A 12827-nucleotide genomic window follows, 5' to 3' on the forward strand; every position below is an offset into this window, starting at 1 on the left:
GCCGGGGCCCTCGAACGTTCCGCGATGCATATGCCTCCCCCTCCCAAGAAAAGACTTACACGCAACCCGTGAATTCGCTGCGCTTCGGATTGGTCAACTGCCCGCAAAGAAAGGCGAGTTGGCAGTCGGGTCATCGATGGCTTCGATGAACGTGGTGCGTCCGCTCACCACAGTGGCTGAGGTGAGCGGCCGTTGCCCCGCACTTCCCTGATGGGCGCCCGGGGCAACCGCCCCACGCCGGAGTCACCCCTTCAGCGATCCCTGCATGGAGGTTGGAACCCTAACCCGACCGATCACTCGGCGTCAGCGCTTCGCTACGAAAACATGTGAAGCGGTGTCCGCCTCCAGCTCGGCCGCCTCGCCGCCGCTGCCCACCAGGACGCCGCCCGCCGACTCCGTCACGCTGACCACCGAGCCGGGCTGCACGCCGGCCCGCCGCAGCGTGTACATCAGCTGGGCGTCCGTCTGGATGGGCTCGCCGATGCGGCGTACGACGACCGTCTTGCCGTCGGTCCCGGGGTCCAGGTCGGCGAGCGAGACCATGCCCTCGTCCAGGAACGGGTCCGCGCCGTCCTTCTCGCCCAGCTCCTCCAGGCCCGGGATCGGATTCCCGTACGGCGACTCGGTCGGGTGGCGCAGCAGCTCCAGGACGCGACGCTCGACCGCCTCACTCATCACGTGCTCCCAGCGGCAGGCCTCGGCGTGCACCTGCTCCCACTCCAGACCGATCACGTCGACGAGCAGGCACTCCGCGAGACGGTGCTTGCGCATCACGCGCGTGGCCAGCCGACGGCCCTCGTCCGTGAACTCCAGGTGCCGGTCACTGGCGACCGCCACCAGGCCGTCACGCTCCATCCGCGCCACCGTCTGGCTGACGGTCGGCCCGCTCTGGTCGAGCCGCTCGGCGATACGGGCGCGCATGGGGACCACACCTTCCTCTTCCAGCTCGAGGATGGTGCGGAGATACATCTCCGTGGTGTCGATCAGTCCGGACATACGTGCCCCTCGATGAGATCTGCCGGAGGCTGAGTGGCTCACCGGCGTGTGCGCTGGCCCTGACGTCAATTCTGACGCATCCCGGTGACAACCGTGCCGCGCGGCAGGAACCCATGACGGAACCGCTCCCACGGCAGTACTGGGACCGCCGCCGAACCCGCCCCGTGGCCGTATTGACAGCGCACTGGTCCAGACCGCAACGTGATCCGCGGATCTGCGGATCCGCGGCACGACGGGAGTACGGCTGTGGTGGGGCGCCGGTTCAGCGGCTCACCATCAGTGGCTCACCGAAGGGTTCACCGACGCGACACCGACGCGACTTCGAAGGGGCTTCGCCGATGAGCGGGAGCGAGCTGGCCGGGCGGTTCTTCGACGCCGCGATCGGACTGCTGGAGCGGGTGCGGGACGAGGAGGCCGAGACCATCACGGCCGCCGGCACGCTGATCGCCGACACCGTCGCCGCCGAGGGGCGGCTGTTCGCCTTCGGCGCCGGGCACTCCTCGCTCGCCGCGCAGGACGTCGTCTACCGGGCGGGCGGCCTCGCCCTGATGAACCTGCTCGCCGTACCGGGTGCCGTCGGCGTGGACGTCATGCCCGCCACACTCGGCTCCGCCCTGGAACGCGTCGACGGCCTCGCGACCGCCGTCCTCGACACGAGCCCCGCGCGCGCGGGCGACGTACTCGTGATCATCTCCCTCTCCGGCCGCAACGCCCTCCCCGTCGAGATGGCCCTGCACGCCCGCGAACTCGGCCTCAAGGTCATCGGGGTCACGTCCGTCGCCTACGGCTCCGAGACGAAGTCCCGGCACTCCTCGGGTACGTACCTGAAGGACCACTGCGACGTCGTACTCGACTCGAAGATCGCGGTCGGCGACGCGGAACTCACCCTCGACACCGTCTCCGCCCCCTTCGCCCCCGCCTCCACGGTCGTCACCTCGGCCCTGCTCCAGGCGGTGATGGCCACGGCGGCCGGCACCCTCGCGGACCGTGGCATCGAGCCCCCGCTGCTGCGCTCGGGGAACGTGGACGGTGGCCACGACTGGAACGGCCGCGTCTTCGAGGAGTACGCGGACCGGATCTTCTATCGGCAGTAGAGGCACCGGCGGGGAGTCGGTCCCAGTACTGCCGTGGGGCCGGCGCGGCTCAGTCCCGCTCCCGCCGCTCCTCCGCCAGGTCCAGCAGCGCGGCGATCCGTACCCCGACATCCTCCGCGTACATCGCGTCGGCCCGCTCGAACTGCGTACGGCTGGCGCCCCGCAGGAACGTCACGACGCCCAGGGTCCGGCCGCGGCTGCGCAGCACCGCGCACAGGGCGTGCACCGCGTCGGCAGGCCACTGCCGGGCGAGGGCCCACTCACGGATCTGCTCGGGATCGGACGCACCCGCGCTCGCCCGTACGGGACCGATCCGCTCCACGCACTGGAGGGCGGGATGCCCCTCGGCGTACCGCACGGGCAGTCCGGCGCGTCCATCGGCGGGCAGGCTGGGGCCCGGAGCGCCCGAGGGCGTGGCGGCGACCCGTACGAGCCGTACCGTCCCCTCCCCGTCGGGCACGGCACCGCCGGACACCCGGTCGATCAGCGCGTGGTCGGCGAACCCGGCCAGCGAGAAGTCCAGGTGGACGACCGCGGCCTCGGCCGGATCCTCGCACTCGGCCGCCGCGCGCGCGGCACGGTGCAACTGGTTGGCCCGGAACCGCAGCTGCGAGGCCTCCTGCTCGCTCTGCTTGCTCTCGGTCACGTCCTGGAAGAGCCAGCCGACACCCAGCGGAACGGGCTCTTCCGCGAGCGGCGAGGACAGCCGCAGGAAGCCGCTCCGCCAGCACCGCCGCTTCTCGCCCTCCGGCGTACGCACGCTCACCCACATCTCGGCGGGCGCGGGCGGCGCCCCCTCGGCGAGCACATGCGTGAGCGCGCTCTCCAACTCCTCGACACCCTGCGCGAGCAACTCGCCCAGAGGGCGCCCCAGTACGGCCGTACGCCCTATACCGAGCGCACGAGCCGCGTGCGCGTTGACGACAGCGGGCCGCAGATCGGCGTCCACGAGCACGACACCCCACGACGCGTCCTCGAGCAACGCCTCGCTCAGCGCGATCGACCGCTCCAGATCGATCTGCGCGTGCACCTCACTGAAGGCGCAGTAGACGCCCGCGGGCTTCCCGTCCGGTCCGTGCACGGCCGCGGACTGGGTTCGTACGAGGACCCGTCCGCCGTCCTTGGTGAGCAGCGCGAACTCGTTCACCTGCCGGCCCGGGGCGTGCATCACCGACATCAGCCGGCTCTCGACCTCCTCGGCGTCCGCGGTCCGCACGGCCCACCCGGCGAACCCGTGCCGCCCGACCGCCTCGTCCGCGCTCCACCCGAGAATCCGCTCCGCCTCACGGTTCCAATGGGTCACGACCCCGTCGGCGTCGAACGCACACAACGCCGCGTCCATCCCGTCCAGCAAAGCGGCAAGCAGATCGGACCCGTCCCGCTCGGGCTCCTGCGGCCCCAGCTCGTCCGTGGTCCCACTACGCCGGGAAGCACTCACCTGGCACCCCCTGCAGGCCGTGTCGGCGTGTCGTGCGCGGTAGGCCCGCGCGCCCGTTCCCTCACTGCGAATCACTCACTAGTAATCATTCAACTCGAACGTGACGCAGCACACACCGGGTTCCCACAAGATTGAAGAAAATCGTTGCACGCCAGAAGTGGAGTACCGCGCGCCTGGAGCATGACGCACGACTCCTCCAGGAGTACGCGGACCTCATCGCAATCACCCAGGTCGCCGAATGAAGGCGGTGGCATGCGGTGCCGCACGTCACTGTGAGCGCGTTGAGCCATCCCGGGCCGATCCGCGACCGGAACGAGGACAGCCTTGTCATCGGCCCGTGGACGTTGCCCTGCACCGTGACCGAAAATCCGCAGACGCTGGTGTTCCCGCTCGGTACACCCCTGGTCGTCGCGGTCGCCGACGGCATGGGCGGGCATCCCGGGGGCGAGGTGGCCAGTGCTCTCGTCACCCACCGGCTCGCGGTGACAGGACCCGTCCTGAACAGCGAGGACGCCGTCCGTGATGCGCTGCACACCTGCAATCGCGAGATATACGAAGCGGCAGGCGTCCACGGCGACGATCTCGCCACCATGGGCACAACAGTCGCCGGTGTGGTCGTGATGCCCGAATCGCTGCTGGCGTTCAGCGTGGACGACAGCCGGGTCTTCGCCGCCCCGCAGGACGGACTGCGCCAGGTGAGCGTGGACGACAACCCGTCGCTCGAACCGGGGCAGCGCACCACCTCCCTGCCGACACAGTCGCTCGGCGGCGCCCTGCGGTACCGCGAAGTCACCCCTCACCTGACGGCCTCGCCCCTGGCGCCCGGCGACCCGTATCTCATCTGCACCGACGGCCTGACCGACCCACTGCCGGACGACGTCCTCGACCGCCTGCTGCGGGAGTATGACGACGCCCGGGCCGTCTTCGAGCTGTGGAAGGCCGCCATCGAGGCAGGCGGCCCCGACAACATCACACTCGCGCTCGTACGCGTCTCGGACGATTAGCCGGTTCGTGCCCAACAGAGGAACCGGACCAGGCCACCGCGCTGTCTTCAAGGACACCATCCGATCTGGCGGTACGGGGGACTCCTGATGAGGCGTGTACGAGCATCGGTCTGGGCCGCGGCCCTGGCGCTGACTGCGGGAAGCCTTCTTGTGGGCTGTTCGCAGGAGTACGACGACAAGCGGGGCATGGGTGACGCCCCGGTGCAGGGCCGTGAGGGTGACGACAGCCCGGCCGAGGTGTACAACATGCCGGACGGCTTCGGGAATCTCGCCACCAAGTGCGTGGGGCACGGCTTCCGCGCGTACGTCACGACGAACGCCGGCGCTCCGTCGAACGTCCAGATCGTCGAGGACAAGTCATGCGCAAGCTGAGCATGACGGCAGGGCCGCGGTCGGGGAAGCGCCGCCCGCGGCCTTGTCAGCGCCGTCGGCGCCCGGCGCAAGCGGGCGTCGCCACCTGCGGTGCGCTGCTGCTCGCCGTCCTGCTCACCGGCTGCTCCCAGGAGCACGACGACGAGCGAGGCAAGGGCGACGCCCCGGTGAAGGGAAACGCGGGCGAGGACACCGCGGCGGAGGTCTACAACTTCCCGGACGGCTTCGGAAACCTCGCCACGAAGTGTGTCGGGAACGGCAAGCGGGGCTACGCCACCACAAAGTTCGAGCAGGCGGAGGACAAGGAAGACGTCGTGATCATTCCGGCGAACGCGGTGATCGTCGACGACCCGGAATGCTCGGCACCGTGACGGAAACCGCTATCCCACGACAGCAAGCCGGATCGGCGTATATCCCGCGCACTCCGAGGGGGCGCCCGGTCGCTGATGCGTGGGCGGTGGCAGCCCAGCGGATGGTCCGGGTGGTGCCCCGGCCGCTCGGGCAGCAGGGCCACGAATTGGCCCAGAGTGGTTCGGTCAGCCGTGATGGCAGTACAGGCACAGGTCTCCCCGGTGATCACAGAGCGTCGCAACTCCATGATCGCCAGGACCTGTGCCTGCCTTGCGACCGAGGTGCCATCACCGCGCCTGTCTGCGCGACCTCTTAGGGGCGCGGCACCGGGACCGGCGCCAAGTCCGCGACGACCGCCGCGTGGTCCGATGGCCATACGCCGTCGACGGGGCCGTCGCCCGCGCGGTGGACCGAGCGGACGTGGCCGAGGGCGTCCGGGCCCGGTGGACCGACGTGGATGTAGTCGATCCGGACGTCGGGATTGCCGGGCTTGATGTAGGGATTGGCCGCGATCCAAGTGGCCGCCGGCGCCCCTGGAGCCGCGTACTCCCAGGCGTCGAGGAACACCTGACCGGGGACGGCCGGTGCCGTTTTGTAGCCGCCGAACAGCCGGATCTCGTCCGAGTCGGGCCAAGCGTTGAAATCGCCGGTGACGACCGGCGGAAACGCCGTCCCGCCACGATGATCCGCGACGAACCCGGCAAGCACGCGGACCTGTTCGCACCGCACTGCCGAAGCGTGAGTGAGGGAGGTCAGGTGGGTCGTGAAGAACGGCACCGGATGAGCCGGTGCGTCCAGCCGCGTATACAGCGCCAGCCGCCCGTCGTCCTCCCCGTCAGGCTTGGGCAACCGCACCACCGCCCGGTCCACGATGGGCCACCGGCTGAGCACGGCATCGCCGAGATCGACCGTCGAGTCCCCGAGCCGCCGCTGCCACCACTCGGGCGCCTCCGAAGCGGCCCACGTCCAGTACAGCCCCAACTCGTCCGCCAGCCACTCCGCCAGGTTCTCCCCGCCACAGGCCCACACCTCCTGCAGCCCGACCACATCCGGCCGCAAGTCCCGCAGAACAGCCAGAATCGCCTTCCGCCGCCGCTCCCACGGCCCGAACCGCCACCACAGGTTCCACGTCACCACGCGCATGCGCGCCCTGCCTTCCCGAGATCACCGGTGCCTCCGGCCGAGCCCCCGTCCAGATCACCTTCTACACGTCGGCCGGCACAAGTACGCGGCAGCCGGGACAAGCTGATTCGACGTGCGTCGAGAGCCACTCCCCTTTCGACCGCCCGTGGACGACTTGCGAACTGTTCGCGGCCGGGCGCCGCGTCGCCATCATCTCCACGCTGGCCTTGCCTTGACAGATCATGGAACTAGGAGCTTAAAGTGCTAGGCAACTAGATAAATGGAGGAACTGATGATTGAGTTCCACCTGGACAGCCGGTCCGGCCTCTCCCCGTACCAACAGTTGGTCCAGCAGGTGCGCCACGCGCTGCGCCTGGGCCTGCTGGAGGAGGGTGATCGGCTTCCGACGGTCAAGGAGGTCGTGGGCCGGTTGGCGATCAACCCGAACACGGTGCTCAAGGCGTACCGGGAGCTGGAGCACGACGGCCTGGTGGCCGCCCGGCCAGGGGTGGGCACGTTCGTGACCCGGACGCTGGCCGACGCCTCGCTCGCCGCGCACGGACCGCTCCGCAAGGACCTGCAGCGCTGGCTGACCAAGGCCCGCCTGGCCGGCCTCGACGAGGAATCCATCGAGGCCCTGTTCATGAACACCTTTCGGAACGCCGCCGGAGAGGACGTAGCGTGAGTGCCGTCTTACGCGCCCAGGCACTGGGCAAGAGATACAAGCAGCGCTGGGCGCTGCAGAACTGCGACCTGGACGTGCCCGCCGGACGAGTCGTCGGACTGGTCGGCCCCAACGGGGCAGGAAAGTCCACCCTGCTGAACCTGGCCTCCGGCATGCTGACCCCGACCACCGGCACCATCGAGGTGTGCGGCGGCCGCCCCGCCACCGGCCCGGAGCAGCTGGCCAAGGTCGGCTTCGTCGCCCAGGACACCCCGACCTACGCCGCCCTGAGCATCGCCGATCACCTGCGGCTGGGCGCCCGTCTCAACCCCGGCTGGGACGACACCCTGGCCCGCGAGCGGATCCGGCGGCTCGGCCTGGACCCCAAGCAGCGGGCCGGGAAACTGTCCGGCGGCCAGCGCGCGCAGCTCGCCCTCACCCTGGGCATCGCCAAGCGCCCGGAACTGCTCATCCTGGACGAGCCGGTCGCCGCCCTCGACCCGCTCGCCCGACGGGAGTTCATGCAGGACCTGATGGAGACGGTCGCCGAGCACGAGCTGAGCGTCGTGCTCTCCTCCCACCTGGTCTCCGACGTGGAGCGGGCCTGCGACTACGTCATCGTCCTGGTCGACTCCCGGGTGCAGGTGGCCGGCGACATCGACGACCTGGTCGCCTGCCACCACCGGCTCACCGGACCACGCCGGGACCCGGACACGCTCCCGGCCGGTCAGCACGTCATCACCGCCAGCCACACCGACCGGCAGACCACCCTCCTGGTGCGCACCGACACCGCGGTCCACGATCCCGCCTGGACCGTCAGCCCGCTCGGTCTGGAAGACATCGTCCTGGCCTACATGACCCGGCCCACCGATGCGGTACGTGACACCCGACCCGCACTGGAGGTCCTTCGATGATCTGGCTGACCTGGCGCCAGTTCCGCACCCAGGCCGCCGTGATGTTCGCCGCGGTGGCTGCCCTCGCCGCCACCCTCGCGGTCACCGGCCCGCAGTTGGCCGACCTCTACCGAGCCGCCGGCAGCAGCCTGGTAGACCGGCTCTCCAACTCGGACCAGAGCGTCTACTACGCCGGACTGGTGGTTGTGCTTGCCGTGCCGGCGGTCATCGGGATGTTCTGGGGCGCCCCGCTGGTCTCCCGTGAACTGGAGACCGGCACCCACTACCTCGCGTGGAACCAGGGCGTCACCCGCACCCGCTGGCTGGCGACCAAGCTGGGCCTTGGCGCGGCGGCCGCCATGACCGCTGCCGGACTGGCCGCACTCGCAGTGAGCTGGTGGAGCAGCCCCATCGACCGGGCCGTCAACGGCGGCGGCGCGACGGACACGTACTTCCCGCGGCTCGACCCCGTGGCCTTCGCCGCACGGGGTGTCGTCCCCATGGCCCATGCCGCCTTCGCCTTCGTCCTGGGCGTCGCCCTCGGCCTCGTCATCCGCCGCACCCTGCCCGCGATGGCAACCACGCTCGTCGTCTACGCCGCCGTCCAGATCACGGTGCCGATGTGGATCCGGCCCCACCTGGCCGCCACGGACCGGACCACCGTGCCGATCGAGCCCGGCGGCGCCCCCATCAGCATCCAGGAGGGGGCCAAGGAGATCGTCACGCACCCCGAAGTGCCCGGCGCCTGGGTCACCTCCCAACAGACGCTGAACGCCGCCGGTCAGCCGGCCCCCGTGCCGTCGTCCTTCGCCGACTGCCTGCACACCGAGTCGGGCCCGCCCACCCTGCAGCAATTCGACCGCTGCCTCGCCGACCTCGGCGCCCTGGGCTACCAGCAGCAGGTGACCTACCAGCCCGCCGGCAACTTCTGGACCCTGCAATGGGCCGAGACCGGGCTCTACCTCGGCCTCGCCCTGGCCCTGACCGGGTTCTGCACCTGGTGGATCCGCCGACTGACCTGACCAGGCAGCAGATCCAGAGCGCGACGCCGGACCGCTGAAGCAGGTGCGAGGGGCAGCCGGGATCATCCAGCTGCCCCTCGCGGTGTTTCACAGCGTCGCGTGCCATCGAACACGAGGACGCCAGTCTTGGCATGACTGGATCAGACACAGGCACTGATCATCAGGCGGTCAGTGCCGCGAGCTCCGCGTTGGCGCGCTCGGTGACCAGGGCGAGGACGCGGCCTGCGGCGGCCAGGTCCTCAGCGGGTATCCCGCCCCAGATGCGGGCGCTGATGGGGGCGACCTCCGCGCCGACGGTGGCGAGCAGCTCGCGCCCCGCATCCGTGGGGCGAAGGTGCGCGCCGTCGGCGACGAGCAGCTGCTTGGCCAGCAGCTCGTCGAGAGTGGCGCGGATGTCGGCCGGATCGGCCTTGAGGGAGTCCCAGACCTGGGTGAGGAGATCATCCGGCGTCTGCGGGGCGTCGGAGGTGATGGCGGCGCGCAGGGCGATCTGCTGCTGGAACGTGGCGCCGTGCCGGGCCAGGACGTGCTCCAGGACGCCGCGGGCGGCGTAGTGGGCCAGGGCGAGGTCGCGGGCGTTGGCGACGGGTGCGGTAGTGGTCATGGTGTTGTCCCCTAATTGCTCTCGTCGTTCGGTACGGATGGAGCGAGAGGTGCGTCGAGCAGGGTCGTCAGCTCGTCGGTGAACGCGCGCGTCCGCGGGGCGTCGAGGCCGCCGAGCGGCTCCAGCAACTGCTGAAGCAGTTCCTGGACCACCGCGATGGCCTGCCGCGTGACGGCCTCGCCCTGTTCGGTGAGCGCGAGCTGTACGGCGCGCGGGTCGCGGGGATCGCGGGTGCGCTCGATCAGGCCGGCCGACTCCAGGGCGCGCGCCAGTTTCGACACGTACAGCGCCTCCAGGCCGGTGTGGTCGGCGAGTCGGCGCTGACTGGGCCGCTCGCCGGCGCGCTGCATGCCGTGCAGCGACGCGACCAGCGAGTACTGCGCGTGGGTGAGGCCCAGCGGAGCCACCGCGCGATCGACCGCGACGCGCCACTTGTTGGCGAGTCGCCATACCAGGAAGCCGGGCGTGGGGCCCGGTGAACCCTTGCTCATGCCGAATAGATTACATAGACACTATGTCCATGGCTACTATTTTCGGACGGAGACCGTGCTACCTGACTCGGCACCGCGACACATTGGCGGAACGCCTCTGGCGGGACTGTTGTCGAACCCGGCGGAAACTGGAGCCGGTACACCCCCGGCGGCACCACACCCAACCTCCCAGAGGAATACGCGACACCTCAACCTGCGAGCCCACCAGTCCCGAAGGTCGCACCGTCCTGGTCGGGACTGCGCCTTCGCCCGGCGGGCAGCGCGGGCAGCCACCTGACCTCACGGACACGTGATGGAATCCGATCCTGCCGGAGACCGGGCGAGGGAGCCGCTATCACGCCGGCTCCACCTCGGCCTCGCCCTGGCCCTGACCGGGTTCTGCACCTGGTGGATCCGCCGACTGACCTGACCGGACGTCTGCCGAGCTGTCCGAGAGCCGGGCCCCGAAGCGGGGCGAGGTCAGCCGGGATCCAGCCACACCTCGCGGTGCCTCACCGCGTCACCCGAGTCCGATCAGCACCGATGCGTCCACTGGACAGCGGGGTATGCGCACGGAAGATCCTCAGCGAGCGCGTCAGATGACCGTGGGATGAAGCGAACGGCGTCTGATGCGGATCTAGATGAGTGAGTCCGATGTTTGCGCTGGCTGCGACCGTGCTGAGACATCCCGTGCTCAGGGCGAGCTCTTCCCGTCCTCGGCTTGTCGATCGGTCTCGCTCGGAGCCGCGGGGTGGAGGCGCTCGTAGCAGTCGTAGTTGCGCTGAGCGATGATCTTTCCGTCGCGGAATTCGAGGAACGCCGCGATGTGGGCGCGCAGCACCTGCCCTGCGGTCAGGTCGCCGAGGGACACGGCCAGCGTGCCGGACCACGTGACTTCCAGAGCGACCTGGGCGCCGGCTGCGACGGTGTTGATCACTTCGAAGTGCTGCTCGGCGAGCAGCTTGTGTCCCTGCTGCGCGGCGGCGATCAGGGCCGGCAGATGGCGGACGGTGCCGTCCGGGAAGAGGGCGTTGGGAAGCTGCGTGTGGACCGCGTCCGGGTGGAAGAAAGCGGCGAGTTCCTCGCCTACGGCGAAGCGGGACACCGCCTGGTGGTAGCGGACGGCGGTGCGGATGTTGGGGTGCTCATGGAACTCCGACATACCAACAACCATAGTTGCACAACTAAGGTTGTCAAATGGCAGAGTGGACCCATGCAGCAGCCACTCGACCCACATGACCTCGACACCGGCACCCTCGCCCTCTTCGCGGGCTTCGCCGCCACCTCCGCCGTCCAGGACGAACTCGCCGCCCACGGCTTCCCCGACCTGCGCATGTCCCACGGCTACGTCTTCCAGCACCTCCTCCACGCCCGGCCCACCATCGGCGACCTCGCCGAGAAGCTCGATATGACCCAGCAGGGCGCCTCCAAGGCAGTCGCCGAACTCGAGCGCCTCGGCTACACCGAACGCCTCCCGGACCCCCACGACGCCCGCATCCGCCGCGTCACGCTCACCCCCCGCGGCCACGAAGCCGTCGCCGCCGCCCGCCATGCCCGGGCGGCACTGGAAAAACGCCTCCGGCACCGCTTCGGCACCACGGCCCTCAACGCCGCCCGCACCCTGCTCGCCGACCTCCTCGACGACCTTGGAGGCGCTGCGGCCATCCAGCGCCGCGAGGTCAGGCCGCCCCGCTAGCCGAGGTCTGTGCCGATCGCGACCATGGCGAAGGGCGCCCGTTGGTCAGTTTGTGAAGACAAACCTGGACGCCCTTCTGGCGGCACTGTACGTGTTCATCGACGACCACGTGGCGCCTTGTCGCCGGATCGGGCGACCCCCGAAACTCACGGACGCCGAACTGCTGTGCCTGGCGGTCGCCCAGGTACTGCTCGGCTTCCCCTCCGCACGGCACTGGATCCGCTTCGCCCACGCCCGGCTCGGCCACCTCTTTCGCTGCCTGCCCCAGCAGTCCGCCTACAACAAGCGCCTCAACGCCGCCGGGCCACTGATCAGCCACGTGATCGAGATGCTCGCCCGGCAGGTGCCGACCTGGCGCGACAGCCTCCGGCTGATCGATTCCACCCCACTGCCCTGCGCTGCCTCCCGCGAGACCGTCAAACGCTCCGAGCTGACCGGGCACGCCGGATACGGCTACTGCCGCAGCCACTCCCGCTTCTTCTGGGGGTTCCGGCTCTACCTGGTCACCACCGCCGAAGGCATGCCCGTCACCTGGTGCCTGGCCAACCCCAAGATCGGAGAACGGGAGGTGATGGCCGCACTGCTGGAACGCGACCACCACCTGCCCCGGGTCGGGCAGGTGATCCTGGCCGACAAGGGCTTCGCCGGCCGGGAGTTCGAAGCCTTCGTCACCGACCGGCTCGGCGCCCACCTGGTACGGCCGGACCGCAAGGACGAACCGGTCCGCTTCGGCAAGATCGCTCGTGTCCGCCAGTGGATCGAGGCCGTCATCGACACTCTCAAAGGCCAACTCAGCCTGGAACAGCACGGCGGCAGAACCCCAACCGGTGTGTTCGCCCGCACCGCCCAACGCCTGCTGGCCCTGGCCACCGCGATCTGGCACAACTGGAACACCGGGGCCGCAGCCAAACGCTCGCTGATCGCGTACGACCACTGAAGACATTGGACTCATTCATCTAGCAGCAAGATCGGCTGCGTGTTCGGGGAATGGAGTTGATTCGCACGGATGGGCGCTTTCGAGACAGTTCGGCTCCCTGTGGCCGCTTGATCGCTAGCGTGATGGACGCAATCGAGAAGGGAGGTCACTCGCTCCTCGGCCTC

At 69.7% G+C, this 12827-nt stretch carries 15 protein-coding genes and 1 pseudogene; 9 read left to right on the forward strand and 7 right to left on the reverse strand.

Annotation, left to right across the window (positions count from 1 at the left end; all coding sequences use genetic code 11):
• Positions 1–303 precede the first annotated feature (303 nt).
• Positions 304–996: an iron-dependent transcriptional repressor DtxR gene (locus IEZ21_RS18340; protein WP_033321921.1), complete on the reverse strand. Its 693-nt coding sequence runs from the start codon at positions 994–996 to the stop codon at positions 304–306.
• A gap of 338 nt (positions 997–1334) precedes the next feature.
• Here IEZ21_RS18340 and IEZ21_RS18345 point away from each other — a divergent pair, with 338 nt between their 5' ends.
• A complete protein-coding gene (locus IEZ21_RS18345) occupies positions 1335–2090 on the forward strand; it encodes an SIS domain-containing protein (RefSeq protein ID WP_189322992.1) in 756 nt (251 codons plus the stop codon).
• A gap of 49 nt (positions 2091–2139) precedes the next feature.
• On the opposite strand, the gene IEZ21_RS18350 is transcribed toward IEZ21_RS18345, so the two are convergent.
• Positions 2140–3528, reverse strand: a complete 1389-nt coding sequence (locus IEZ21_RS18350; protein ID WP_189322993.1) for a PAS domain-containing protein — start codon at positions 3526–3528, stop codon at positions 2140–2142.
• A 257-nt stretch (positions 3529–3785) separates the two neighbouring features.
• Here IEZ21_RS18350 and IEZ21_RS18355 point away from each other — a divergent pair, with 257 nt between their 5' ends.
• The 3 genes from IEZ21_RS18355 to IEZ21_RS18365 all read left to right on the forward strand — a co-directional run bounded on the left by IEZ21_RS18355 (position 3786) and on the right by IEZ21_RS18365 (position 5275).
• The gene (locus IEZ21_RS18355) at positions 3786–4532 is read left to right on the forward strand and encodes a PP2C family protein-serine/threonine phosphatase (protein ID WP_189322994.1); all 747 of its coding nucleotides are present in this window, start codon (positions 3786–3788) and stop codon (positions 4530–4532) included.
• Between the two features lie 87 nt (positions 4533–4619).
• Positions 4620–4904, forward strand: coding sequence for a hypothetical protein (locus tag IEZ21_RS18360; protein ID WP_189322995.1), 285 nt, complete (start codon positions 4620–4622; stop codon positions 4902–4904).
• Positions 4892–5275 (forward strand): hypothetical protein, encoded by a 384-nt coding sequence (locus tag IEZ21_RS18365; protein ID WP_213089315.1) that lies wholly within the window; start codon positions 4892–4894, stop codon positions 5273–5275. Before IEZ21_RS18360 ends, IEZ21_RS18365 begins: the two co-directional genes overlap by 13 nt.
• 65 nt (positions 5276–5340) lie before the next feature.
• Here IEZ21_RS18365 and IEZ21_RS18370 read toward each other — a convergent pair.
• Both IEZ21_RS18370 and IEZ21_RS18375 read right to left on the reverse strand, forming a co-directional pair.
• A pseudogene (locus IEZ21_RS18370) lies at positions 5341–5465 on the reverse strand (IS5/IS1182 family transposase); the annotation flags it as partial.
• Positions 5466–5567: 102 nt separating this feature from the next.
• Entirely contained in the window at positions 5568–6398 is an 831-nt protein-coding gene (locus IEZ21_RS18375) for an endonuclease/exonuclease/phosphatase family protein (protein WP_189322996.1), read from the reverse strand.
• A gap of 271 nt (positions 6399–6669) precedes the next feature.
• Here IEZ21_RS18375 and IEZ21_RS18380 point away from each other — a divergent pair, with 271 nt between their 5' ends.
• From IEZ21_RS18380 to IEZ21_RS18390, 3 genes are read left to right on the forward strand one after another with little or no spacing between them, the layout of a single operon-like run.
• Positions 6670–7062, forward strand: a complete 393-nt coding sequence (locus tag IEZ21_RS18380; protein ID WP_246567864.1) for a GntR family transcriptional regulator — start codon at positions 6670–6672, stop codon at positions 7060–7062.
• Positions 7059–7955 carry an ABC transporter ATP-binding protein gene (locus tag IEZ21_RS18385; protein ID WP_189322998.1) on the forward strand — a complete coding sequence of 299 codons (897 nt, stop codon included), beginning with the start codon at positions 7059–7061 and terminating at the stop codon, positions 7953–7955. The genes IEZ21_RS18380 and IEZ21_RS18385 overlap by 4 nt, the downstream gene beginning before the upstream one ends.
• Positions 7952–8956 (forward strand): ABC-2 membrane transporter-related protein, encoded by a 1005-nt coding sequence (locus tag IEZ21_RS18390; RefSeq protein ID WP_189322999.1) that lies wholly within the window; start codon positions 7952–7954, stop codon positions 8954–8956. Before IEZ21_RS18385 ends, IEZ21_RS18390 begins: the two co-directional genes overlap by 4 nt.
• A 160-nt stretch (positions 8957–9116) precedes the next feature.
• On the opposite strand, the gene IEZ21_RS18395 is transcribed toward IEZ21_RS18390, so the two are convergent.
• From IEZ21_RS18395 to IEZ21_RS18405, 3 genes are all read right to left on the reverse strand, one after another.
• On the reverse strand, positions 9117–9560 hold the full coding sequence (locus IEZ21_RS18395) for a winged helix DNA-binding protein (RefSeq protein ID WP_189323000.1): 444 nt from the start codon (positions 9558–9560) through the stop codon (positions 9117–9119).
• Positions 9561–9571: 11 nt separating this feature from the next.
• Entirely contained in the window at positions 9572–10051 is a 480-nt protein-coding gene (locus IEZ21_RS18400; RefSeq protein WP_189323001.1) for a MarR family winged helix-turn-helix transcriptional regulator, read from the reverse strand.
• 673 nt (positions 10052–10724) lie between these two features.
• On the reverse strand, positions 10725–11192 hold the full coding sequence (locus tag IEZ21_RS18405) for a nuclear transport factor 2 family protein (protein WP_246567866.1): 468 nt from the start codon (positions 11190–11192) through the stop codon (positions 10725–10727).
• 51 nt (positions 11193–11243) lie between these two features.
• Between IEZ21_RS18405 and IEZ21_RS18410 the strand changes: the two genes are divergently transcribed.
• Together IEZ21_RS18410 and IEZ21_RS18415 are read left to right on the forward strand one after the other, a co-directional pair.
• On the forward strand, positions 11244–11726 hold the full coding sequence (locus IEZ21_RS18410; protein WP_189323003.1) for a MarR family winged helix-turn-helix transcriptional regulator: 483 nt from the start codon (positions 11244–11246) through the stop codon (positions 11724–11726).
• 52 nt (positions 11727–11778) lie between these two features.
• A complete protein-coding gene (locus IEZ21_RS18415; protein WP_189323004.1) occupies positions 11779–12663 on the forward strand; it encodes an IS982 family transposase in 885 nt (294 codons plus the stop codon).
• Positions 12664–12827 lie beyond the last annotated feature (164 nt).

This window comes from Streptomyces flaveus (assembly GCF_014647675.1).
Taxonomy (GTDB): Bacteria; Actinomycetota; Actinomycetes; order Streptomycetales; family Streptomycetaceae; genus Streptomyces; species Streptomyces flaveus.